26 protein-coding genes are annotated in these 24409 nt (G+C 44.8%); 18 read left to right on the top strand and 8 right to left on the bottom strand.

Translation table 11 applies throughout. From position 1 onward, the window contains the following. Positions 1 to 63: 63 nt before the first annotated feature. From EIZ39_RS10405 to EIZ39_RS10390, 4 genes are read left to right on the top strand one after another with little or no spacing between them, the layout of a single operon-like run. Positions 64 to 1914, top strand: coding sequence for a hypothetical protein (locus EIZ39_RS10405; RefSeq protein WP_129199911.1), 1851 nt, complete (start codon positions 64 to 66; stop codon positions 1912 to 1914). 34 nt (positions 1915 to 1948) lie between these two features. Continuing rightward, complete coding sequence (locus tag EIZ39_RS10400; protein ID WP_129199910.1) at positions 1949 to 2215, top strand: hypothetical protein; 267 nt, start codon at positions 1949 to 1951, stop codon at positions 2213 to 2215. A 21-nt stretch (positions 2216 to 2236) separates the two neighbouring features. Further along, positions 2237 to 3637, top strand: coding sequence for an S-layer homology domain-containing protein (locus EIZ39_RS10395; RefSeq protein WP_129199909.1), 1401 nt, complete (start codon positions 2237 to 2239; stop codon positions 3635 to 3637). Positions 3638 to 3663: 26 nt separating this feature from the next. Further along, positions 3664 to 4350, top strand: a complete 687-nt coding sequence (locus EIZ39_RS10390) for a pilus assembly protein TadG-related protein (protein ID WP_129199908.1) — start codon at positions 3664 to 3666, stop codon at positions 4348 to 4350. Positions 4351 to 4618: 268 nt separating this feature from the next. Here the strand turns inward: EIZ39_RS10390 and EIZ39_RS10385 are convergent, their stop codons facing one another. Further along, positions 4619 to 5032, bottom strand: coding sequence for a DUF309 domain-containing protein (locus tag EIZ39_RS10385; RefSeq protein WP_240675764.1), 414 nt, complete (start codon positions 5030 to 5032; stop codon positions 4619 to 4621). A 137-nt stretch (positions 5033 to 5169) separates the two neighbouring features. Here EIZ39_RS10385 and EIZ39_RS10380 point away from each other — a divergent pair, with 137 nt between their 5' ends. Continuing rightward, positions 5170 to 5607, top strand: a complete 438-nt coding sequence (locus EIZ39_RS10380) for a universal stress protein (protein WP_129199906.1) — start codon at positions 5170 to 5172, stop codon at positions 5605 to 5607. Positions 5608 to 6080: 473 nt separating this feature from the next. Beyond that, on the top strand, positions 6081 to 6215 hold the full coding sequence (locus EIZ39_RS27515) for a hypothetical protein (RefSeq protein WP_255433918.1): 135 nt from the start codon (positions 6081 to 6083) through the stop codon (positions 6213 to 6215). 58 nt (positions 6216 to 6273) lie between these two features. On the opposite strand, the gene EIZ39_RS10375 is transcribed toward EIZ39_RS27515, so the two are convergent. Continuing rightward, entirely contained in the window at positions 6274 to 6696 is a 423-nt protein-coding gene (locus EIZ39_RS10375; protein WP_129199905.1) for a Fur family transcriptional regulator, read from the bottom strand. Between the two features lie 224 nt (positions 6697 to 6920). Here EIZ39_RS10375 and cls point away from each other — a divergent pair, with 224 nt between their 5' ends. After that, positions 6921 to 8501: a cardiolipin synthase gene (gene cls, locus EIZ39_RS10370; RefSeq protein ID WP_205668537.1), complete on the top strand. Its 1581-nt coding sequence runs from the start codon at positions 6921 to 6923 to the stop codon at positions 8499 to 8501. Between the two features lie 398 nt (positions 8502 to 8899). Here the strand turns inward: cls and EIZ39_RS10365 are convergent, their stop codons facing one another. Next, positions 8900 to 9727, bottom strand: coding sequence for a M55 family metallopeptidase (locus tag EIZ39_RS10365; RefSeq protein WP_129199904.1), 828 nt, complete (start codon positions 9725 to 9727; stop codon positions 8900 to 8902). A gap of 68 nt (positions 9728 to 9795) precedes the next feature. Next, complete coding sequence (locus tag EIZ39_RS10360; RefSeq protein WP_129199903.1) at positions 9796 to 11439, bottom strand: peptide ABC transporter substrate-binding protein; 1644 nt, start codon at positions 11437 to 11439, stop codon at positions 9796 to 9798. A 132-nt stretch (positions 11440 to 11571) separates the two neighbouring features. Here EIZ39_RS10360 and EIZ39_RS10355 point away from each other — a divergent pair, with 132 nt between their 5' ends. Further along, entirely contained in the window at positions 11572 to 12276 is a 705-nt protein-coding gene (locus tag EIZ39_RS10355; protein WP_129199902.1) for a gamma-glutamyl-gamma-aminobutyrate hydrolase family protein, read from the top strand. A gap of 56 nt (positions 12277 to 12332) precedes the next feature. Here EIZ39_RS10355 and EIZ39_RS10350 read toward each other — a convergent pair whose 3' ends face one another. The 3 genes from EIZ39_RS10350 to EIZ39_RS10340 all read right to left on the bottom strand — a co-directional run bounded on the left by EIZ39_RS10350 (position 12333) and on the right by EIZ39_RS10340 (position 14615). After that, the gene (locus EIZ39_RS10350; protein ID WP_129199901.1) at positions 12333 to 12548 is read right to left on the bottom strand and encodes an alpha/beta-type small acid-soluble spore protein; all 216 of its coding nucleotides are present in this window, start codon (positions 12546 to 12548) and stop codon (positions 12333 to 12335) included. Positions 12549 to 12665: 117 nt separating this feature from the next. Next, a complete protein-coding gene (locus EIZ39_RS10345; protein WP_129199900.1) occupies positions 12666 to 12965 on the bottom strand; it encodes a hypothetical protein in 300 nt (99 codons plus the stop codon). A 138-nt stretch (positions 12966 to 13103) separates the two neighbouring features. Further along, entirely contained in the window at positions 13104 to 14615 is a 1512-nt protein-coding gene (locus EIZ39_RS10340; RefSeq protein WP_164985005.1) for an S-layer homology domain-containing protein, read from the bottom strand. Between the two features lie 125 nt (positions 14616 to 14740). Here EIZ39_RS10340 and dapF point away from each other — a divergent pair, with 125 nt between their 5' ends. The 9 genes from dapF to EIZ39_RS10295 all read left to right on the top strand — a co-directional run bounded on the left by dapF (position 14741) and on the right by EIZ39_RS10295 (position 22826). After that, a complete protein-coding gene (gene dapF, locus EIZ39_RS10335; protein WP_129200252.1) occupies positions 14741 to 15574 on the top strand; it encodes a diaminopimelate epimerase in 834 nt (277 codons plus the stop codon). 41 nt (positions 15575 to 15615) lie between these two features. Beyond that, a complete protein-coding gene (locus tag EIZ39_RS10330) occupies positions 15616 to 15954 on the top strand; it encodes a hypothetical protein (RefSeq protein WP_129199898.1) in 339 nt (112 codons plus the stop codon). Between the two features lie 57 nt (positions 15955 to 16011). Then, a complete protein-coding gene (locus tag EIZ39_RS10325; RefSeq protein WP_129199897.1) occupies positions 16012 to 16230 on the top strand; it encodes a hypothetical protein in 219 nt (72 codons plus the stop codon). A gap of 99 nt (positions 16231 to 16329) precedes the next feature. Further along, entirely contained in the window at positions 16330 to 16830 is a 501-nt protein-coding gene (locus EIZ39_RS10320) for a GNAT family N-acetyltransferase (RefSeq protein WP_164985004.1), read from the top strand. A 99-nt stretch (positions 16831 to 16929) separates the two neighbouring features. Further along, positions 16930 to 19761: a DEAD/DEAH box helicase gene (locus tag EIZ39_RS10315; protein WP_129199895.1), complete on the top strand. Its 2832-nt coding sequence runs from the start codon at positions 16930 to 16932 to the stop codon at positions 19759 to 19761. Positions 19762 to 19764: 3 nt separating this feature from the next. Further along, a complete protein-coding gene (locus EIZ39_RS10310; protein ID WP_129199894.1) occupies positions 19765 to 20451 on the top strand; it encodes a hypothetical protein in 687 nt (228 codons plus the stop codon). Positions 20452 to 20518: 67 nt separating this feature from the next. Next, entirely contained in the window at positions 20519 to 21454 is a 936-nt protein-coding gene (locus tag EIZ39_RS10305) for an AEC family transporter (protein WP_129199893.1), read from the top strand. A 78-nt stretch (positions 21455 to 21532) separates the two neighbouring features. Continuing rightward, positions 21533 to 21835: a hypothetical protein gene (locus EIZ39_RS10300; protein WP_129199892.1), complete on the top strand. Its 303-nt coding sequence runs from the start codon at positions 21533 to 21535 to the stop codon at positions 21833 to 21835. A gap of 76 nt (positions 21836 to 21911) precedes the next feature. Continuing rightward, the gene (locus tag EIZ39_RS10295) at positions 21912 to 22826 is read left to right on the top strand and encodes a patatin-like phospholipase family protein (RefSeq protein WP_129199891.1); all 915 of its coding nucleotides are present in this window, start codon (positions 21912 to 21914) and stop codon (positions 22824 to 22826) included. Positions 22827 to 22878: 52 nt separating this feature from the next. Here the strand turns inward: EIZ39_RS10295 and EIZ39_RS10290 are convergent, their stop codons facing one another. After that, positions 22879 to 23430: an Hsp20/alpha crystallin family protein gene (locus EIZ39_RS10290; protein ID WP_129199890.1), complete on the bottom strand. Its 552-nt coding sequence runs from the start codon at positions 23428 to 23430 to the stop codon at positions 22879 to 22881. A 96-nt stretch (positions 23431 to 23526) separates the two neighbouring features. On the opposite strand from EIZ39_RS10290, the gene EIZ39_RS10285 reads away from it, so the two are divergent. Beyond that, positions 23527 to 24183: a precorrin-2 dehydrogenase/sirohydrochlorin ferrochelatase family protein gene (locus EIZ39_RS10285; RefSeq protein WP_129199889.1), complete on the top strand. Its 657-nt coding sequence runs from the start codon at positions 23527 to 23529 to the stop codon at positions 24181 to 24183. The last annotated feature ends 226 nt before the right edge of the window (positions 24184 to 24409 follow it).

Raw genomic sequence — 24409 nt, 5'->3', positions numbered from 1 at the left:
GTATATTCCCCGTTTTTTAACAGAGAAGGCGGGGAATAACCATTTAAAGGAGAGAAGGCTCTGATGAATAAATCATGGCTTTCTTTCATCATTACCGTCCTCTTCCTGTCGTCCATGAGCGGTGGGATCGTAGGGGCGGAGGATGAGGATGCCATACAGGTGCAATATCGAAGCCACACGATTGGGGAAAAGAACAGCAGTCCAATTGAAGTAATTGAGGCTCCGATCCGTCATGTGGACCCTTCCGTTAACCCTCCTGGTATCACCCCTGGAGATGTCGACGGTGATCCGTCGATTGGCGATGGGGACATCGATGGAGAGAGGGACACGAACGTTGAAAAAATCAATCCTAGTGATGTAGATCCCCCTGATATTGGACGTGATGGGGTGAATCCTCCAGGGGTAAACCCCGGTGATGTTAGCACGGGGGGTGTGGATCCAGACTCTAATAACCCCGGAAATATCAATCCAGATAACCATAATCCGGTAAATCCATTGAAGGTAGGCAATGTGACCCCTGGAGGGGTCGAGAGCGGTAAAGTGGGCAGTGGGGAGATCGGTTCCAAGGAGGTTGGAGATCCGTCCGTTGGCAGTGGCCAGGTAGAGACAGGAGACGGCAGCGAGGTTCCCCCTCTTACTTGGAAAGAAAAACTCCTTAATAAAGTCAAAGAAACCGCATCTAAAACGTGGGATAAAGTAAAGGATGCTGGTAAGAAGTTAGGACGCGGCCTTGCGGCAGGAGCCGTTGGGGCAGGGGTTGTGGTCGCCATCGTTGCCGGGGTGGCTGCTCTCGTTGGGGTTACGCTCTCCGCACCCGTGATTCTCATTGGATTGGGAGTGGGAGTTGCTGCAGGCGTTGTGTATTCCTTTGTTTCAGGCGATAACTTCAGTTTTTTGAAGGGAGCAGCGATCAGCGGTTTGGCTTCGATTGCCGCTATGGGAATAGCAAAGATGGGAGCTGTAGCCATTGCAAGGGCTGCAGGCGGCTTCTTGAAGCGAGGGGCCATGAGTGGCCTTCAAGCGGTGAAGAATGGCTTCCAAGCTATTAAGCAAGCTCCTATAGCTTTCTTAAAGGGGCAAGTATTTAACCCTGGAGTGTACTATAGTTTTGGATTTTCCATGGTGTGGAATGTCCTGGATTTTGGGATGAAAAACAATTGGAGTAGACCCCCTACCGCCGGTGAATTTGGGGTGATGCTCGGCACGAGTGCTCTGTCTGCCCTCGTATTTGGAAAGGTGGCAAGTGCTGTTGCTTCGAAACGGAAAAATTGGTTTACCAAACGATTAAGCGAATCAGCCGTAGGTGTCCTAGAATCAGGTGTGGCTACGACAATAAAAGGTGGAGCTCATACGGTATCCGGCTACTTGGCTGGTGTGGCTGGAAGCTTTTTGCCTAAGCCCGTCACCCATTATTTTAAGAAGTTAAGAGAAAAGCGAAAGATCGGAACGACGATCACCGAATTAAATCAGCATGGAATTCAACCGACTCTAGGTCAAAAAACGGTGACGAATAAAAGGTTAGATCAAATCGGAACAACTGAAGGGCGTCAAACCGAGCAAGCCATTGATCGATTGAAGCATTCTCAGGGGCAGGTCACTCAAAGACAGATGGATCAGTTGCTAGAAAATACAAAAGCCATGAATCAGTTAGAGATGCAAAAGGGGATTTATGGTTTAGGCGAAAAAGCGCTTAAAAATGAGTTCAATACTCATATTTTAAAACCTGGAATGGAATCGGGTGTCGATTTGGCAGAGAAGGCTGGGGAGAAGGCAACGGATATCATCAGTGAAACCGATGCAAAAATGAACCAGTATCTCGATCAGAAATTTGAGGATGTGGATTCGAAAGTGTCGGATCTGCTCGATACGAGTAAGGAGGATTCATTGAAGAAGACGGGGACGTCCGGAAACTAAGGCAATGGGGCAGGAAGGGGGGAAGGTGTAAAAGATGCTAAATGAGAAAGTCGCCAAAAAAATCTTTCTATGGACCTTAGGGCTATTTATCCTCATTTCCTTTTTGTTGTCTTATTTAGCGGGAGACTTAAAGGTCATGGGAAATGATCAATATTGGACGGCCATGTCCGTTCTCATCGGCGCGCTGGTCGTTTCCGGTATACCGTGGCTGCTCGTCATGGAGGCTGCGAATCGGAGGGTGGTCCTGATTGGACTAGGACTCACCTCCGCTTTCTATCTATTAAAAATGGTGTTTACTTGAGAAAAATAGGTGAGGAGAAATATGAATAAGAGTTTACGGAATGGATGTCTTCTGTTTGTGATAGTCTTAGGGGTTAGTGGATGTACAAGTAACAGTGAACCTCCTGTTGAAACAGAACCGGTAGAAATGCAAGCAGAGGTCTTGGTCGATCAAGAGAAAGTAGAAGAAATCTTCTCGCCTGCTCCAAGAATAGAAGTTATCCTGCCGAGTTTGGAGCAATCCGAGTTGCCTCAGTCCGCTGTAGATATTGCTGACCATGCGGCTCTGGCTGAAATTCAGGAAGTCATTGAGTCGGGGGCCGTCCTTCTGTCGGAAGATGGTCAGTTTAGACCCGAGGAGAAAGTGACCCGAGGAGAATTCATGACTTGGATGTATCGTTATGATTCCAAGGGGATTAAGCCTCACAGGCCCAACCGGGGGACATACCCTGACTTAAGTGCGGAACATCCGTATTTTTCTACCATTGAGGGAATCACCGCGGCTGGAGTCGTGATGGGTTATCCGGACGGGACGATTGGTGTGGATCTGCCCCTGTCTCGTGAGGAAATTGGACTCATCTGGGGTAGATATCAACAGGACGGGAATGTGATGAACCCTTTTGACAATATTCAGGCCTTGATTCCTTACAAAGATAAAGAAAAAATTAGCCAGCTTTATATCTACGCTGTTGGCGGTTATCGTCAGTTGTATAAGGAAGTGTTTGGAGATGAGGAAGAGCTGCGTCCGAAACAAGCGGTCACTCGAGCTGAAGCGGCCCGTTGGATGGTCAAAGGGCCAAAAGGGGTTGGAGGAGAAGTTGAACAAGTGGAATCGCCCCCAAGAGCGAGGTTAAACATGGAGTCATCTTCCGAGGTCGTCCAACAGGTTGAGATCATTGATATTACGGGCCACCCGGTCCAAGACAAAATTGTTTGGATGATTGAGTCTGGGGTAATCGACATGCAAGGAGAGAAGAGATTCCGCCCCGATCATCGGATCACGCGTCGTGACTTCATCCACTGGATGTATCAGAATGATGCCAAAGGGATTGAACCGATGTCTCCAAGTCAACCTACGTTTTCTGACGTTGCTTCTGATGATCCGTCCTATGGGATTGTGGAAGGGATGGTTGCCAAACAAAGACTTATGGGAGACCCCGAGGGAACCCTGCGATTAGACGATTTATTAACACGTGAAGAACTCGTTTTGTTGTGGGGAGAGTATGTGCAGCACCGTTCCATTACAGAAAAGGCTGGGCATACATTGAACGCCTTAAAATACGCAAAAGACGGGGATAAGGTAGGAGACGCCTACCGATACGCTGTCGGCGCTTATTTCCCTATGATGAGAACGGTATTCGGCAATACTCCGATTATTAATCCTCAAGTACCGGTCACACGGGCAGAAGCGGTGCAGTGGATCGTTGATACGACTCATCCGTAAGGACCTTCAGAGAGGAGAAGACGGTTTTGTTCAGCAACGAAAGAGGAAGCATTGCGATCCTTGCTCTCTATACGGTTTTAGCTGTTATTGCGGGCACGATGATCATCTCTCACTTCTTTGGGGTTTACGTTGTGAAGAGACAATCTCAGAATGTAGCAGACAGTGCATCACTCGCAGCCGTACAAGTGCTAAAACAGAAGTATGAAGAAGAAATGAAGGATAAGGTAGACTATGTGCTCCATGAATTTTGGGTGGATATCGACTTGGAGATCGCCACCTGCCTAGCAAGCGGTGTGCTTCCTTGTCTAACGAAAGAGGAGCTAGTGGAGCAGAGAATTCAGGACGCTAGACTCAGACAGATGCTGCTAGATCCGACGAGCGAAGTGGAGTGGCTGCTGGTGGTCACGGAACCCTATTTTAGTGGGGAGTTTACAGCTCAGAAGAACGGAGATCGGTTATATGATGTGTGTAGAAGAGAAGCTTCGGCCATCCGAGCTGCCGCTCTTGATCTATCCGTAAGGAATGAGGGAAGCAGCCAGCTTACCTTAACATTTCCTGTCGATGGAGAGCCTAAGGTTCAAGTAAAGGGACATAAGACAATCAACATCGATCAGATTGTAACCTTTAGTGAAGACATTCCTTCTTACTCCGCCGCAGGGTTGCAAACTTCCTTTGACATCGATGTGTCGCACAAGGTACCGTTTGACTTTTAGAGAGGGTTGGATGGGGTTGTGGTGGTCTGGGGTGGCTGGTCTGGCTGGTCTGAATAAGGGGAGGATTTTCCTTTATTTTAGAGGAACGGAGAAAAAAGTGAGATTTAAGCGGAAAGTTTTCCGTTATTCGCTCAAAAGTAGCTCGTTTTCGGGTTAGAGGAGGCATTAACCGGAATCTGTTCCGTTATTCAGGCCCAATTTGGCCACTTGGGAAAAATAGCGGAACATTCTCCGGTTAATTATGGGAAGGGGTAGACCGCCTACCCATCTAAAACTTATCCTCCTCAGCCACCCCAAGTGGTACGCAAGTAGAGACTGCTTCAGCAAGGCTTGGATCTGTGATCTCGATGGTCAGATCGTAAAAGGGAAAAGGCTTGTTATTGTAATCATACAGCTTATATAGATACATTTGAACTTCGTGGAATAGCCGCTCTTTGTTAATTCCTAGTTCACCACTCCAAGGTTCTTGGTGCTTCGCCATGGCTTGCTCAAAAAGCTTAATCGCACCTGTAATGTTGTCGTTGCGGAAATGATGAAGCCCTACTGCAACTTGCAGCAGTCCTTGTAACAGCTTATTCTTCCCCTCAAGCAGCCATAATTCCTCCATCACCTCGTGACACTCATAGTAGTCACGTTCTTCGTTGAAGTAATAGAGGTATTCGATATATAAACGGTCATGCATACGATCATCTCCTCCTCTTACCATTAGACCAAAGAATGAGAAAAAACACAATTTGTTCACAGCCATTAAACTACGTTCGAGGTATAATAAAGGTGTAGTATAAGTGGTAAATAATTCCTTGGGGGAGGATGATGTACATGTTAACCGTATGCTCTAGAATTGCTGTTCCTTATGATGATTCCGAACTAAGTAAGAAGGCGCTGGAGACAGCGATGATGCTTGCGAAGCAGGATGATAGGATCGAGTTAGATATCATTACCGTTGTGCAAGTTCCGACAACTGTTGCTTATTATGGGGTTTATAATGATGATCGCATTCGTGAGGCTCACTTGTCCGCTGCGAAAGAAATGATGAATGCGATAGAGGAAAAGATGAAAGACCTTCCGAATAAGACAAGAACATTCGTGTTAGAAGGAAGCCCAGCCCATACGTTAGTTGATTTTGTAAAACAAAATGATTCTGATCTCATTGTTATGGGTAGCCGCGGATTAAGCGGACTGAAAGAAATGTTCTTGGGCAGCGTCAGTCACTATGTTGTACAGAAGTCTACTTGCCCGGTTTATATCGTAAAATAAAGGGATGCCATAAGGAAAACACAGGTGATGGAACCTGTGTTTTTCTTTTTTTTATCAGCGTGTAAAAAAACACTTTACAAGCACTAAGCAATGCTATATTATTCCAATAGAACCAATTCGACGAATAATCGAAAGGAGATGTGACCATGATGACGACGATGAATTCTACAACAACTCAACCTGTTACTTGTTTTGGTCATTCTCTTCCGGAGTATGGTTATTCATTGAGGGATTGTTAGGCTCTGCCTTGAATGAGGTGCTAGCTTTAATCTATCATTTGATTACCCGGAAGACCTTGGAATATGTCCATTGGTCTTTTTTTGTTCTTATAAATTTGGGTAATAACCATTACTTGGAAGGAGGAGAAGTAAGATGAGTGTAACAGCGACAACGTTTCGGTGCAAATTGATTCAAGAAAAGGTGCTAGACGGCACCTGAATGGGCTTATCTAAATTCAGGAGGGTGTATCCACTATGATGCTTAATTTTATTTTCTTTACATTGATTATCAAGAAGAAGAAGAAGACCGCTCAATCTCGCTATGAAGAAGCAATGTTAACAGAGATGGAGCAAAAGAGGAATCAATTTTTCTCTAACTATAGTTTATAATCTAAAGATAAAACCTAGGTCCTCTTCTTTCAAGATTGGCCTAGGTTTTATTGATTCTTTAAGTCGTTGATTTGCAATTTTGGCAATATCCTTTTAATACCACCTCAGTTGCCATGAATTGGTAAAGGGATGAAACATCGGCAGATGGAATAATTTGAATTTCGGATTCGTCAATGTCCTCCATCTTTCCACAGGAATAGCATAAGAAGTGGTGGTGTGATTTCTCCGCCATCTCGAATCGAGAAGCTTCCCCAAAGTGGTATTCCCTAAGAATTCCCATCTCTTGAAGGGAATGCAGGGTATTATATACGGTGGTAAAAGAAAGGGTCGGGAACTCTTTTTTCATGAACTGATAAATTTCTTCGGCTGTAGGATGGTCTAGCTTAAGTAGAACATTGATAATCGCTAGACGCTGAATCGTGACACGGCCGCCTTTTTCTTTAATTTTTTCGATGACAAGGTCAATCATGTTCTCTTTCATCAGTAGTACCTCCAAATATCTCTAATCACCTAAGCGGTGACGTATCTATTTTATTATCTACTAGTATATAATGTATGTGTAATAATTACAAATAAAAATCCTTTTTAAATCAACCAAAGTATGATTATATTTAACAGATGGGGAAACCTTTAGAGAAGTATTCCCGTTATCCTAAGACAAAATAACCTACCTGTGTCCCTGGTGGAGTAGAAGGGAGCCAACAGATGCGGTCGAAACTCACTCTATTACTGATTCTCTTATCAGGCTTCTTTATGGGGATCTATTACCACTATTTGCTTGAGAAGCTCTCTGCCTGGGCCGCTTTTCCAGAGCTTACTTTTCGCGAAGAATCTGCGTATTGGACGATTGTAACCTATCTCGTGAAGAACTTCTTTACTATTTTATTTACATTATCGATCATCCTCATTGCCTCTATTATTGTATTGGAAAATCGAAATCCCTCAAGGACAGTGGCCTGGCTGGTTATCTTAACGATTTTTCCGATTATTGGATTCATTTTTTATATCTTTGTTGGTCGGAATGTACGGAAAAGACGACGATATAGGGATAAAACGATCGACCTGAACGAACTTCGATATATTATTGATCTTCCTTATGATCTTAATCAGCCACACGATGTAAAAGCGTTAAAATCGAAATCAGATCGAATTGTAAATCTTCTTTTACATAATGCCAGCTCACCCATGACCCGGTTTAATAAGGCTACCATTCTAACGAACGGAGAAGCAACCTTTGAGGCCATGTTTAGGGAAATGGAAGGGGCAAAAAATCACATTCATTTCATCTCCTTTATTGTAAGAGATGATGATATCGGTCAAAAGCTCAAGCAAATCTTTATAGCCAAAGCGAAAGAGGGAGTAAAGGTAAGGGTCATTGTAGATGGGCTGGGCAGTCGAAAGCTCCCTTCTACCTATTTAGATGATCTAAGGGTGGCCGGTGTGGAAGTCGCTATTTTTTCTCCTATCTTGTTTCCCTATCTAAGAAAGGTCAACTACCGTAATCACCGAAAAATTGCAATCGTGGATGGGAAGGTGGGCTTTGTCGGGGGGTTGAATGTTGGAGATGAATACCTAGGGAAGCATAAGCGGTTAGGCTTTTGGCGTGATACGCATATGATGGTGGAAGGGGACAGTGTTTACTTTCTTCAGCTTATCTTTCTCCTGGATTGGAGGTTTACAGCGAATCAGAACATCTATTGTGAGACACACTCTTTTCCTAGTCATGAGATAAAAGAGCAATTGCTGATTCAGATTGCTGCCGGGGGACCTGATTCAGACTGGGAGTACATCTTGAAAATTTATTTCTCTATGATTACTCAAGCGAGTAAAACCGTATATATCACGACTCCTTACCTGATTCCTGACGACAGTATCTTGATGGCCCTTAAGACTGCAGCATTAAGTGGTGTCGACGTTCGTATTGTTGTTCCAGGCATACCTGATCATCTTGTGGTGTTCTGGGCTTCCCATTCCTACTTCACGGAATTAATCGAAGCAGGTGTGAAGATCTATACTTATCAGAAGGGATTTATCCATGCCAAAATCATCATTGCAGACGGGGAAATTGCGGCATTAGGTACAGCGAACTTAGATATTCGCAGCTTTCATCATAATTTTGAGGTAAGTGCGGTGATTTATGATTCACAAGTGGCCAAGCGATTAGAAAAAGATTTCCTCCAGGATCTTACGGATAGTCATGAAGTGAATCTCGACGAGTTTCTCCAAAGACCGATTGGTGAAAAGGTAAAGGAATCTATAGCTAGGCTGATGTCACCGATGCTATAAAAAGAGGCTGGACTCAAAAGAGATTTCGAGGCATCAATCCAAGGTTATGACACCCCGAAATCCGCCTAACTCGATTTTCGGGGCATCAATCCAGGGTTATGACACCCCGAAATCCGCCTAACTCGATTTTCGGGGCATCCATCCGAGGTTATGACACCCCGAAATCCGCCTAACTCGATTTTCGGGTCATCCATCCGAGGTTATGACACCCCGAAATCCGCCTAACTCGATTTTCGGGGCATCAATCCAGGGTTTTGACACCCCGAAATCCGCCTAACCACGTTTTCGGGTCATCAACCCCACGCTTTGAGACTTGAGCCACTAATTAGATCCATAAATAGAGTGAAATGAGGGTGCCCAGAGAGTCGGTATTACCGACCTTTGGGACACCCTCATTTTTAACAGAATTCGACCGTTCCTGCTAGGTTCATCATGGCTCTCATGACTCGGTAGAGCTCATATTGGTCTTGGGCAACAAAAGTCACCATGGTGGTACCGTGTTCATATTTCGTACCTGGCACGATGGCAGCCATCTCCGCTTGTCCGGCATGGGAGAAGTCCACAGCAAGCTCTAGCGGCAACTTGACTTGCATAGGGGAGAGGCCAGGCAGCGAAGCCAAGGCTTGTTTAGTCGTTTCGTGAAGGACTCTCTTGCTCTCTTGAAGAGAGAGACAAGCAGCAGAGGTTCGGGATTGTGCCTTCTTGACTATGGCTGTACTGATTTTAGGAATAAGGGCTTTGGCTTCGTCCGCGATCTGATCGTCTCCAGATACGAAACAAACGGGGACCCCGCAAAGTGCGGCATAGATGGCATTAAAGCCGAACTCACCAACGACTTGATCGTTTACATATAAATTTTTGATGACCCCGGACATCGTATGGCTTAATACCCCTGGAACACCATGACGTGAATGATACCCGATAAAGAGGGCAGCGTCAAAACTAGGATCAAGTCCCTGCATCATGGAGAAATCACGGGGTGACCCGCAAAGAAGGGTAGCCTTGGGATGAAGTTGTTCAATTAAGATGTTCGTCATGCGATAGTGACTGTCTGCTACAAGGATTTCCGTTGCCCCAGATTCCACGGCGGCTTCGATGACAGCATTGACATCATGAGTCATGAGGATTCGTCCTCGCTCATAGTTCTTTCCTTTATCTGGATCGATATAACTTGGATCGACAATTCCTGAGATGCCTTCCATGTCGGCTGAGATAAATAATTTCATAGTTACACCCTTTCATATGTATCTAAAAGAAGGGATATGGTTCCCACATACCTTCCCCATGTGTTCTATTATTCTACGTAAGCCCACTTCAGGTCAACATTACCTAAGCCGTCCATGTACACATCCTTCACATTATCGGCCTTAAGGTAAGAGTAAGTATAGTAATAGATGGGGATGATGGGCATCTCATCCATTAAGATCTTCTCTGCATCCTTCATCAACTGTTGTCGTTTAGCAGAGTCCGTTTCGGTGTACGAATCCTTGATCAACTTGTTGAATGGTTCACTCGTCCAGAGCGTACTGTTATTCCCTTCCGGAACGGTGTATAGCTCAAGGAAGTTAATCGCATCGTTAAAATCACCTAACCAAGCCATTCGAGCCACTTGGAAGTCCTGTTCCTGTACCGCTTCTAGATGGACTTTCCATTCAGAGTTCGTCAAGCTAACCTCTACCCCGAGGTTTTGCTTCCACATATCCTGGATCGCTTGAGCGATCTTAGCATGGGCTTCACCCGTGTTATAGGATAATGTGATAGGAGGCAACTTGTCGTACCCAGCTTCCTTCATCCCTTCGGCAAGGAGTTTTTTCGCTTCTTCTACATTGTGATGTTGGAAGACCCCTTTTTCATTCTCAGGGAACATAGTTGGTGGTACATAAGCCATGGCAGGAAGTTGTCCACCCTGAGTTACATTCTCTACAATCGCCTGTCGATCAACCGCGTACGAGAAGGCCTTGCGAATCTTGGCATTATCGAATGGAGGTTTCTTTGTATTGAACTTATACATATAAGTCCCTGCGATCGGAACGGTGGTCATTTTTCCTTCTTGTTTTAACTGTGGCATTGCTACTGTTGGAAGAGAAGAGAAAGGGGATCCAGCCCAATCTAGTTCACCATTCTGGAACATGCTCAATTCCGTATTCTGGTCTTCGATAATAGCCATCTCGACACGGGTCAACTTTACGGTATCCGCATCCCAATAACTCTCATTCTTCTCGATGATCACTTGGCTTCCGTGCTCCCACTTGGTGAGCTTAAAAGGACCGTTACCGACATAGGTAGCTGCTTGCGCGTGCCAGTTCTTATTGCCTTCCGTTGCTTTCTGATTGACAGGGAAGAAAGTAGCAAAAGCGGTCAGCTCTAAGAAGTAAGGAGTAGGGTTCTCTAAGTGTACAACAAGAGTTTTCTCATCTTCAGCCTTAACCCCTAGCTGATCAAGAGGAAGTTCCTTGTTTTTAACCTTTTCGGCATTGAGAATCGGGTACATCTGATAAGCATATTCGGATTCATTATGAGGATCAAGAGCCCACTTCCAAGCATATTCATAATCATAGGCCGTAACAGGATCACCGTTTGTCCACTTTAAATCACGAAGCTTAAATGTATATGTTTTTAAATCCTCAGAGATCTTAATATCTTCAGCTGCTGCAAGTTGTGGCTTGCCGTCTTGTCCTACGCGGGTTAATCCTTCCATGATGGATTTGAGGATCATAAGGGAAGTCGTATCCGTTGCTTGAGCTGGATGGAGTGTTGGCGGTTCCATGTGAATATTCACTCTCAGCACACTATCCTTCTGAGCAGCTGGTATCTCCGCAGTGCCGCTTGGTTCTGCGGGCTTCTGTTCTGGAGTGGCTTGGTTTCCACCGCTACAGGCAGACAATACCATCCCCATGGACAGCGCGGCGCCCAATATCGTATAGAGCTTCTTCCTCATTAAAGTGCCCCCTCAATTTCTAATTATTTGAAGTTGTCCTCACAATTGGTATTGTAGCAAAATTTATTCCAGAATTTAATAGTTTTTCGTGTTATAGTGGGAGAAATAAAAGTTTTTTAGGGAGGTTAGTGTATGAAACCGTTGATAGGAATCACGGCGTCGTTAGATCATACTCAGATTAGAGTCCAACGTGAGAATAGTGATGCTGTTCTTCAAGCAGGTGGTCTTCCCGTTATTGTGCCTTATATTGAAGATGAGCAGGCTATTCGACAACTTGCTTCCCGTTTGGATGGATTGCTTTTGACAGGTGGAGGAGATATTGATCCCTTTTTGTTTCATGAAGAGCCACTGCCTCACTTAGGATCGATTACTCCAGAGAGAGATTTATTAGAAGTCCTCTTAGTTCGTGAGATGCTGTTTCAAGACAAGCCTATTCTTGGAATCTGCCGAGGGTGTCAAATCCTAAACATTGCAGCGGGTGGCGATATGTACCAAGACATCTATTCACAAAGTGAGAAACCTCTTCTGCAGCATTCCCAGCGAGCTCCTCGCTATCACGTTTCTCATTTCGTTGACGTTCAGAAGGGGACCTTACTACATCGGATCACGGGGGAAGAGAAATTGAAGGTGAACAGCTTTCATCATCAAGCTGTGAGGAAGTTGCCAGAAGGCTTTCGTGTAGCGGCTGCCTCGACGGATGGGATTATTGAGGCTTTTGACAGCCGTGAACACGCCTTCGTTCTAGGCGTTCAATGGCATCCTGAAGATCTGTATGTGAAACATCCAACGATGTTACAGCTATTTCATGCTTTCGTGACAGCCTGTTCCGCCAAATAGACCAAAAAAGGAGCCCTTGTTTAAGGACTCCTTTTTTCCATTCATGTATTCAATTATTATTGAATTCTTTGACCAGAAAGAGCTTGCTCAGCGAATTGAACAAGACGCTTTGTAATTTCTCCACCAACAGATCCGTTAGCACGAGAAGTTTGTTCTGCTCCAAGTTGTACACCAAACTCTTGAGCAATTTCATACTTCATTTGGTCTAGGGCTTGAGCTGCTCCAGGAACTAGCTTTTGGTTTGTGTTACGGCTTTCGTTTTGTTGTTGCATTTGAAATTCCTCCTTGATAGTGGTGTGTAAGATAAGAGAGGTTCAATGCCACTACTTATATCATGTCACGAAACAAGGAGAATATGATTGGGATTTTATTCCAAAATGAAATTTTAATTAGGCGTTGCCGATATCATGTTGTCCTATAATGAGGGTAATGGGCTCCAGATAAACTTTAATAGGCGCATCACTTGTATCTAGGAGACTGATTTCGATGTCTACCACTTTATGCTTCTGAGGTTCGAAGCGAGGATCTACAACAATCTCAAATCCCTTTAATCCAAGGGCGTGCGTCACAAAGGTCACTCCGGGAGAAATGTAAGGTAAGTTGTACTCCCCATGAAGATAGTGGTTTTCCGCCATGATTTCATTATTAAAGTCGCGCAGTGTAACAGGCTGTAGAACGATATAGTTCATAATCAAATTCCTCCCTTTTGTATCTACCCTGTTTAATTCGAAGGGAGAAGTGTCGATTCCTGCTGATCCATATTGCATGATTTGACTAATTTGTGGAGAATCTAATAAGAAGAGGGTAAACACCCTCTTATACTGTAATTATTGTAAAATACGGTGTAACATCGCTGCGGTTTCCGCTCTAGAAACCGTCTGGTCAGGACGGAAAGAGCCATCCTGGTAACCTGATAAGATTCCAGCTTGTTGCAGCTTTACAATATCCTCTCTTGCCCAGTGTTGATGGATATCGGAAAAGGAGGATTCTGTCCCGTTTTTCGGTGTGACAGCGAAGCTTCGAGCTAAGGCAGCAGCAAACTCGGCTCGGGTAATGGGATGAGCGGGTCGGAACGTCTGATCTGGGTAGCCTTTCATCATCCCATAAACCGAGATGGTGCTGACATAAGGGAAGGACCAACGGGATGCGGAAACATCCTTGAATCCTCCGTCTTTTTTAATATCAAAACGTAAAGCTTGAGTAAGCAGCGTAGCCACTTCTTCTCTTGTAATCTGTTGCCCTGGACGGAAGGTATCATCGGAATATCCTCGAAGCAGCTCTCGATCTTTCATGGCTAGGATATCTTTCTTCGCCCAATGACTGGCGATATCACGGAAGGGCTGGTTGCCCGGTTGCAGTGCCGTCCAGATTCGAGTATCTTCTTGCCCCAAGTGCCAAGCTCCCCAACCTTTCAACTGATATTTCTCCACCAGCTTTATTCTTTCTAGTATCGTGTCTGCGTTATCAAACCAAATTTCATACTTTTTTCCTGAAGCTTGATCCGTAAATTTAGACTTCATCGTGCTATTTACAGCATCGTATTCCATAGTCGCATTGTTTTTATTCATTAGATTCATGGCCACAGGATAGTGGATTCCGTGTCCTCTATTCGTCTCTGTCCAGTATCTTCCATAGAACGGAACTCCTAATACGATTTTCTCCTTCGGCATTTTTTTAATAAAGTATTTCACGGACTCTTCAACCCAAGGCAAACCTGCTACCGGTCCCTCAGGACCATTAGGATAACTCTGGTCATAACCCATGATAAACACAACATCCACAATCTTTCCTATAGCTTCAAAATCATACGAACCGACCCAGCCCTTTGTGGTATCAAAGCGAGCAGGGGCTACGGCAATACTGACCGTTTTGCCATGAGGCTTCAGCTTATCTGTGAGCCTCTTGAGGAATTCCGTTTGTAGGTCTCGCTCAGCATAGGTTAGATTTTCGATGTCAATATTGATCCCATCAAGATCGTTTTTAAGTACCGCGGCGGCAAGGTCATCCGCTAGCTTAACTCGGTTTGCCATCGCCTGAATTCCCACTTGCTGATCCCAGTGATTACTTATAAAGGGGGTAATCCGATATCCTTTTTTCTTTGCATAAGCCACAAAGTCTGTATCGACATTGACAACAAGTTGTCCGTCTTTCGTTAAATTAAAGTAGTTGGGAATAAGAGTTCCCACTTGACCGTTGGTCTGTTCGAGTTGTTTTTTATATGTATTTGAGGTAGCGCCATATAAGTAGATTAAGTTATGATGATTGGGTGACTGGGCAGATAGCGTTGTACTTGTTAAACTAAAAATAATGATAAAGAGACTGGCAAACCATTTAATCATTCTGACCTCCCTGGATGTTAGTAACTCTATCATATAAGAGGTGGGAGTAAGGGTCACCCGGAAAAAATAGGAAGTGCAAGCGTATTCTAGGAAATGGAGTGAAAAAAGTGTTTAAATTTACAAAAATGCACGCATTAGGGAATAATTACATATACATCAACTGTTTTGAGGAGACATTGCCGGAGTCGGAACTCCCTAATATAGCAATAAAAGTTTCTCAAGTGAATACGGGAATTGGCTCTGATGGAATGATCTTGATTTGTCCGTCCCATCAGGCTGATTTTCGTATGAGAGTGTTTAATAATGATGGCTCTGAAGCGAAGAACTGCGGCAATGGATTGCGTTGTGTCGCGCGTTATGTCTATGATCGCGGCCTCACGAGGAACACAAGATTCACCATCGAAACCTTAGGCGGCATGGTAGAAGCTCAGATCAACCTTCAAGATGAGTTGGTTACTTCGATCACGATTGATATGGGGAAACCGAGACTACAAAAAAAGGATGTTCCGATGCAAGGAGATCCTGAGTCTCATACGATTCATGAGGTTTGGAATTTTGAACACGGAGAATTCGCCCTAACCGCTTTATCCATGGGAAATCCTCATGCGGTCATCATCGTAGATGATGTAAACGACATTGACGTGGCTAGGATTGGCAAGGAGATTGAATTTTCTCCTTTATTTCCGGAACGTGTAAATGTAGAGTTTATTCAGATGTTGAGTCAAGACGAAATCGATTTCCGTGTGTGGGAGAGGGGATCAGGCATTACTCAAGCCTGTGGTACGGGTGCCTGTGCAGCCGTGGTAGCTGGAGTCCTTAACCAAAGATTAGAGAAGAATAGGCCTGTAACGGTTCATCTATTAGGTGGAGATTTAGAGATTGTCTGGAAGGATGATGACCGGGTATTTATGAGCGGGCCAGCTGAATTTATAGCTGATGGTGTATTTTATTTGACCTAAATCTCGCAGCCTGTACATATACTGTACCTGAGGTGAGAAGGATGAAAGAACGACATTCATCGAATGCTATGCAGGGTTTAACCTTGCTAGTACTCGTCGTTAATCTTGTGTTAGCTGTTGCTATACTGGCTCCGGAGGGACATTTTCACCCCAGAAATGTACTCGATAGCTTAGAGCGGGAAGCTGTTACTTCCCCGTATGAAATCGGAATGTCGTCTCCCCAGATGATCCTGGAATGGAAGCCTGTCAGACAGTTTAACGATGGCGAATGGAGAGTTGAGGAATTTCAAGAATACGAGATTTATCTCAGTTCTGAAGGTCAAATTCTAAAGGAGATTCCGACATCTCATTTTAACTACGTAAGATATTGGCGTTATTAACAAGATTATGTTATTATTAACGGATGAATGTACATACTGCAAGGAGGAAAGAGGCAGATGACAATGGATGCCGTTAAAAACGGACCGGTAGCAAAGAAATCGGAAGTGAAAGCTTACGAAGAATTTGTGGTCGGCAGCCGTAATGCTGTTTGGTATATGGACTACGTAACAGAGGTTCAACGATTAGAGAAGGAAGACCCTACGCTACTTGAGCCAAGTGAATGGACAAAGGCTAAATTAAAACTGAAGCTTCAAGGTTATATCGCTTATCGTTAATGACAATAAACGAAAAGTTTTTTAGGGAACGCCGCTTATGCGGCGTTTTTCGTGTATAATGGAAGTGCAAAGTTGGACACGCAGGAAGGATGATGTTCCTTGAAGCTGGAACTAAGAACAAGAATCCAAGCTAAAGAGGTCTGGAAGATGTTAGAATATTGGGTCAAGGAGCCTGCTCTACAGAAGCACGAGGAACACTGTGAGTGGCTGGAGGATACGGTATTCCATACAAAGGACGGGTTAGAAGATGTAACGGATAAGTTGCAGAATCCCCCGGACTATTTATTTTATATGATATATGCAGGAGAAGAACATGTTGGCTTTGTTGAAGCTTTCTCTAGGCCCTTTGATTTCTTCGGTCTATCTATTGATATTACGTCCATCTGCATCTTTGACGAATATCGAGGAAGAGGATATGTCCGCGCCGCATTAGAAGCCTTAATTAACCAACTGTTTGATACCTTTCCTAATGCCAGACATATTAGCTGTCAGACGGGGCTCGAGAATCTGCCCATGGTCAGGCACTTGACTGAACTAGGGTTTGTTCGTAAAGACTCCACCAAGGTGGGTGTCATCTTCCTATATGAAAGGGATAAGTAATTCTCTTTGTTTTTGAAGCTCCTCGCACGGAGCATCTTTTTTTTTTAGGGTGACCTTCTGGTATAATAAGGTCATGATTTCAGGGATGGAGTTCTGCACATGATGATGCTGCATGGTACATATACAACAAACCGGATGAATGAGGAGTACGCCTTTTCCATCTCGGCTCAGCATGAGGACGCACGCGGTGAGATCCCCTATACCATTCGGGAGCTGTTACTCGACATGGGAGGGGAAGAAGACGAGGATAAGCAAACGATTCATCTCCCTCGTATTCGCATGGCCGAAGGGCTAAGTGAACTGTCTGTTCAGAGAATGGAAGTGTCAGCTGAACTTGCCTTTTGGATTCGGGTAAGTGAATGGGTGATCACGCTCGCAGCTAAGGGATACTTTTTTCCATGTTTAGTGCGAGAGGAAGACCGTTACTATTCGCTATGGAAATTAATGGGCCATGAACCAAAGGAAAAAGAAGAATTAGACGGATGGATCGAACAGGGTAAGCCTCATGTATCCGAACAAGAGGCGGACGAATGGATTACCTCCTTCGTCCATGACATCATGGATGGATGGGTCCGCCAAGTCATTAATACGAAATTTTCTCTTAAAACCAGCCAACTTGGCAAACTCTTAAAGTTTAAGCCTTTTTACCTCCATGAGGAATGGATGCATCGTTTATGTATGGAGGAGCATGTTGGCGGGGAGGGACCAAGGTGGGAAGAGCTCTACCAAGCTTACCGGGAATGGACATCGAAAAACGAAGATCAACGGAAGGAATCTGGCGGATTGGCTTTTCGATTAGAGCCGTCTGATCACCCCAACGAGTGGAATTTACGGTATTTCTGGTCGAATCGGGGGGCGCAACTTCGCGCCTATTCGGAATTAGAGCATTTTGAAGATCGCCATCTGTATATCAAGCAGCTAGCGCATGCTTCGAGGGTCTTCGAGGGATTAGAGACGCTAGCGGAGGAAACCCTGATCGGTTGCAGGCTTTCGATACAGGAGGCCTATCGGTTCTTTAAGACCTTTGCACCAGAACTGAGAGAACAGGGGTATCCTGTCTATGTTCCTGCCTCCTTGATTAAGAATAAGCGCAATAAATTAAGGATGAATATTCAGTATCAGGATCAATGGGACAGCGGAGGCATGGGCTTAGACTCCTTGCTTCATTTTGATTTTTCCTTGGCCATAGGCGATCATATGCTCACCCCAGAGGAGTGGGAACAGATGTCCTCCGGGGTGTATCCGCTTTATCAAGTGGAAGGAGAATGGATTGAATTAAATCCGGATGAGTTGAAGAGGTCGGCGAGCTGGATTCAGAAGGAATTAAAGAAGAAGACCTTAACGCTGCGAGATGTCTTATTTCTGCATGCGGCCATGGATGATGAAGAATTCGCTCCGGTGGAGATCGAATCTTCCCACTTTGAAGGATGGTTAGAGGAGTGGTTTACCCTCGTAGGCAAGGGGCATGATTCCTTTCCTTTGCCAAGGGAGTTTGAAGGAGAATTGCGACCTTATCAGAAGATTGGAATGTCCTGGCTGATTCATTTGAGGAAGTGGGGCATGGGTGCCTGCTTAGCAGATGATATGGGGCTAGGTAAAACCGTACAATTTTTAGCTTATTTAGCTTATTGTAAAGAGCAAGAATGGGTGAAGAAGCCTTATTTACTGATTTGTCCCACTTCGGTCCTTGGCAACTGGCAAAAGGAAATCGAGCGCTTCGTCCCTGGTCTTGCTGTTTATACCCATCATGGGGCCGATCGACTATCGGGAGAAGACTTCAGGAAAAAGGCAGAGCGCTATGATTTGGTGATTACGACATATTCTCTGGTCCAGCGTGACACCCAAGACTTGATCGCTATGGAATGGGATGGTGTGGCCTTAGATGAAGCGCAGCACATTAAGAATATGGGTTCGATTCAATCGAAGGTGATCCGACAGCTGTCGGGGGAACACCGAATTGCTTTAACAGGTACCCCCATCGAAAATCGAATAAATGAATTATGGGCTATTTTGGACTTTCTAAATAAGGGTTTTTTAGGAGCCCAGACGATTTTTCGACGACAATTTGTGTTGCCTATCGAAAAAGAGGGGAATAAGAAGCGCTTAGATACCCTCAAGCGTTTAGTGAATCCCTTTATTCTTAGACGCTCAAAATCAGACCCGGCGGTGATCCAAGATCTTCCTGAGAAGATGGAGAAGAAAGAGTACTGCTATCTTTCCCCGGAACAGGCTGTCCTGTATGAGCGAGTTGTTGAGGAATTGCTCAAGAAAGAAACAGGTAAGAGTGGACTAGAACGAAAAGGGCTGATCCTGGCTTCGATTTCAAAATTAAAACAAATTTGTAATCATCCTGCTTTGTTTATGCGAAGGGGAACTCTTGGGGGTATGCGTTCAGGAAAGCTGACAAGACTTCAAGAGTTGCTTGAAGAGATGTTTGCGGAAGGAGATCGCGTCTTGTTATTTACTCAATTTGCCCAGATGGGCCATCTCCTGAAGCGTGAATTGGAGGAGAAGTGGAAGTCGCCCGTGCCTTTTTTGTATGGGGGATTATCTAAGGATCAGCGTGATGCGATGATTGAAGAGTTCCAACAGCCAAGCGGCCCCCCTCTATTTCTCCTCTCCTTAAAGGCGGGAGGAATTGGATTGAATCTTACTCGGGCTAATCGAGTGATACACTTTGATCGCTGGTGGAATCCTGCTGTAGAGAATCAAGCGACGGATCGAGCGTTTCGAATCGGCCAGACCAAGACGGTTCACGTCCATAAATTCGTTTGTTTAGGAACGATCGAAGAGAAGATTGACCTGATGATTGAACGAAAAAAAGAATTGGTATCGGACATTATGGGTCAAAGCGAGGCTTGGATTACGGAGCTTTCTACTCACGAACTGCGTGAATTGCTGGCTCTTCGAAATGAATTGCTGGAGGATTAAGGTGTGACAAAGAACAGTTATCCTTGGTTTATTAAGAATTGGCTCCACTACTGGGAGAAGAAGAGCTTGGTTTCTCGGTGGAACAAGGCAAGAGCACTCTCCAAGCAAAAACAGGTTACGAGTCAAGAGATTTCTCGAGGTCGATTGGTTGCTCAGGTGTCTGGAAGTGAAAGGCACTTGGTTACCATTCGATCCCAAACTTTAGAAGAAGAAAAGGTGCAGGCGATTGTCGGGTGTTATCTGCAACATCCTGCTTACGTTATGAAGTTGTATCAAGGTGCCGTAACAGAGGAAGAGGCTATGGCGTTTCCTTTTTCTTTGGGCTTAAGTACACCGGCTTTCATACCCACTTGCAGCTGTGCTGAACCGGGAGGGCTTTGTGTCCATATTCTCGCCTCGGTTTGGGCTGCTGCAGACCAATGCAGCGAGGATCCCGCTCTCTATCTTACGTTGTGCGGCATCCCTTGGGAAGAAGTTCTCGAAGGGCATGCCCAGAGTTTAAGAGGGCTGGAAGGAGGGGCAAAAGAGGGCTTCAAGCTGGTTCCGATCCCTGAGAAGAAATCCTCTTCAGAGGGCAGGAAGAAGGAATTGGTTACTCCTCCGTTTTGGACTTCTCCCTTTCCTTATGTGTTTATTATGCAAGAGATCTATGCCAAAGTGATGGAAGAGGCAAGACAGCAATCCAGATAATCTTATAAAACAGCACCTTCTCACCTATTTAATTTCTAAACATAGACATAGGGAGGAGGTGTTTTTTGTGGGCGAATTTTCGTCTTTTTTTCAGGAGTTACTCGTCCTGTATAGTATAACGGCTATAGGGATAGCAGCAAAAAAAAGCTCGATCTTAGATCCGTCTGCTGATCGGGCGATCACCCAACTAGTCCTCTATATTACGCTGCCTGCGCTCATCCTCTATTCCATGGATTTTCCCCTTACTAACGAGCTTGTTGTACAGCTGGCTTGGTTATTATTCTTATCTTGTTTGGCTTTAGGGTTAGGTTGTATGCTGGCTTGGCTATGGGTGAGGAAGTACAGATTACCTGAATCAAGACAAGGAGTCTTCCAAGGGTTAATGGTGTTTGGAAATCAAGGGTTCTTAGGATATGCCATCTGCTTTGCACTCTTAGCAGAATCAGGGATTGCTTTTGCCGCTCTGTTCAATTTGCCTTTCCTTGTCCTGATTTGGACGTACGGCATCTATCTGATGGCGAAGTCAAAGGATTCTTTTTCTTGGAAAACCCTCTGTCTGAACCCAGGAGTCCTAGCCACGTTAGGCGGACTCTTGTTCCTCTGCATTCCTGCTGCCTGGCCCTCTCCCTTTTCCTATCTACTCCACAGTCTAGGTTCAACTACTATTCCCTTATCGATGGTGTTACTTGGAAGCTTACTAGGAAATCTACGCTGGGAAGAGGTTGTTCGGTTAGGAAAAGATCAGCATCTATGGGTGGCAACAGGCGTGAAGCTCCTGCTTCTTCCTCTTCTTTTATTCCCTTTTACCTATCTTGGTGTTCATCCTGAAGTGCTGATGGTAGCCGTGCTTTTGACGGGGATGCCGTCGGCACCCACAACCCCGTTGTTCGCCCAAAAATACGGAGGCGATGCGAGTTTTGGTTCGATAGGGGTAATGATTTCGACGGTTCTGGCCTTCGTCACCATTCCTCTTTTATACCTTCTGCTTGTCAGGTTTTCCTAGCCTATTGGAACAAAAACAATTAACATAGGTTAGAGAAGAATGGGACAAAATGGGTAGAAAAGGAGTAGGACTAGACTAATGGCTTTCGGTATTAAGCGTGAAGAATTGAATCTCTGGAAGCAGCGTGTGGCTGCTGGAGAAGTGGCATTTCTAACTCATTACTGGCAGCACCCTCGTTTTCCAGAGATGAAGACGGTGACAAAGGCAGGATGTGCGGATATAGAAAGATTAATTGCGTGGGGGATGAAGTACGACTTGAAGAAAGAGTGGATTCATCAACGATTGGGCTATCCCCATTTTGATTTACTAGGAGAAAGACAGCAAGTGATACTTGAGAGTGAAGGATTACTCGATCATCTAAAACGCTTTCGAATTTTGTAATTGTTTTACATAAAATGGTATACTCCTTCTTTTTTTCTGATAAAATGTATCAGGCCACAAGAAGGAGGAATCAACGATGAAGGCCGATGCGGTATTTGAAGGAGGGGGAATTAAAGGGCTAGCCTTCTTGGGGGCAATCGAAAGAATGGAGGAAGCAGGGTATCAATGGGAGCGGATTGCGGGCACGTCAGCGGGGTCCATTATAGCCACGATGCTGGCTGCTGGTTTTACGGGAAAAGAAGTGTCGCGTCTATTCCTGCAATTCCCCTTTGATCAGCTTGAACGTAGGAAAGGAATTTGCCGCATCCCTTATCTAGGGCCGTGGGCAGGTTTGACCTTGTATAATGGCATCTATAATTTATGTACTCTTGAAGATTGGTTGAATGCCCACCTTCGCCAGATTGGGAAGATGACTTTTGGAGATCTACCAAAGGATCGATTAAAAATTGTGGCGGCTGATGTTACGCAAAACCGCATGTGTATCTTACCTGATGACTTACCGCAATATGGAATAAACCCGGCCACATTCCCTTTAGCACGAGCAGCTCGGTTGAGTTGTTCCATTCCCTTCTTTTTTAGACCCTTGTGTCTTCAGGGTAATGTTATAGTAGATGGAGCGATACTAAGCAATTATCCGATCTGGATCTTTGATGATAAAGACCAACCTCGTTGGCCAACCTTTGGGTTTCGTCTACCTGGGAAAAGCAAGGACAGGACAACTAGCAGATTGAAAGGACCGTTGCATTTAGCTGTGGAATTAGTTCGGACGATGATGGATGGTCACGATAACCGATATATAGATAAACATAGTGCAGCACGCACCATCTTTATTGAAGGTATTGAGGTGGGGGTTACGCAGTTTAAGCTCTCCACTGAGGAAAAACAGAAGCTCGTTGCATTGGGGAGACAATCCGCTGAACACTTTCTTGCCAAGTGGAGCTTTGAGCAATATATTAAGATGTATCGACCAAGGAAGAAAAAGATGATCTAAAAAATAGAAGCCGTCGTAAAGAGGAACCCCTCTCACGTGACGGCTTAAAGGTTTAAAGGTCACAAGTGACATTCCAGCTATTATCTCCTACATCACCCGATTGTCTGCTAAACTGGACTTCGAGTAATCCGTCCTTATAGACGGTCTGGACTCCGCTGGCCATAACGGGGACGGGTAGCTGAATTTTGCGCTGAAATGAACCGTAATTGCGTTCCTTGGATACCTGGTATTCGGACAAGTCATGTCCTTTAATTTTCCCTTTAATGGATAAGAGGCTTCCCTGAGAAATAGATAGCTTTAAGCTATTCCGATCAAGGCCAGGTATTTCACAGCATACAATCACTTTGCTCAAGGTCTGAAAGATGTCGACTGGAAGATTAGCTGGGTTGTGTCTCGACACGGGTGGCGTGCTCTCGGTTTCTCCATCATGGGGAGCTGGGGTTGCATACGAGGAAAGCTGACCTAGATTATTCCAGAACTCATGATTAAAGATATCTTGTACCTGATGAAGGGCTGACCAAGGATTTTGGTTGGTCCAGTTCAATTTTGATAGTTTTTCGGTAGCTTCATGCAAATTCCGTAGGGGATCGTTCATTTCTTTCATATGGATGTTATCCCTCCTTCTGTTGACATCTTATTCAACAGAGGATCTAGGCGTTTATCTTTAAGTGGATATAAGTTTTAGGGGGCAAAAACGAAAATGAAGAACTACCCAATGATGATGAAGCTAACCGGGCAGCGTCTCGTGGTTATAGGAGGCGGGCGGGTAGCCGAAAGAAAAATTAGGGGATTCGTGAACACAGGAGCGGAAATAACGGTGATAAGTCCTGAATGTACGGATTCGATTAAGAGCTGGGCCGCTCTAGGCAAACTGAAGTATATCGCGCGTGAGTTTCAGGAAGAAGACTTGCACGGGGCGTCCTTCATTATTGCTGCGACGAATGATCCGGAGGTGAATGTTCAGATCTATCAGGCTAAGCGCGCTTATCAATGGATCAATGTGGTAGATCGCCCGGACCTATGTACGTTTACCGTTCCTTCTCTTGTCACGAGAGGGGATCTACAGATTGCCATTTCCACCGGGGGGAAAAGTCCAGGATTGTCTAGGAAGATGCGTAAGCAGATGGAATCTTGGATTGGGCAGGAATATGGAGAGTACCTTGAGTTTCTGGGCCAACAACGAAAAGAAATCTTAGGGCTTGACCTCTTGCCTGATGTTAAAAGGAGTTTGCTTACAGCCATGTTAGATGACCGTTTTCTACAGTGGACAAAAGAAGGCAATCTGGAGACAAGGAGCAAAGAAGCCGCAAGGCTGATGAGCCAAGCGATACAGACAAGCAGAGGGTCATTGCAATAAGTTAGCCTCTTTATCGTTCTAATTCCAACTTAACTTATAGGAAAAAGAAGAATGTATTGACAATAGGCAAGTTATAAAATATATTATTCTTATCTAGTAAGTCGGAATTGAGAAGAGGAGGAATGGACATGGTAAGACAGAAAATGAGAAAATGGGTGAAAGTATTATTCCTTCCCTTCATGTGCATGGCATTAGATTTAAGTTACAATGAATTAGAGCGTTTATG

The sequence above is a fragment of the Ammoniphilus sp. CFH 90114 genome, assembly GCF_004123195.1.
Lineage (GTDB): Bacteria > Bacillota > Bacilli > Aneurinibacillales > RAOX-1 > YIM-78166.
Note: the sequence above shows the minus strand (reverse complement) of the source record. Positions and strands in the feature narration are given on the sequence as shown.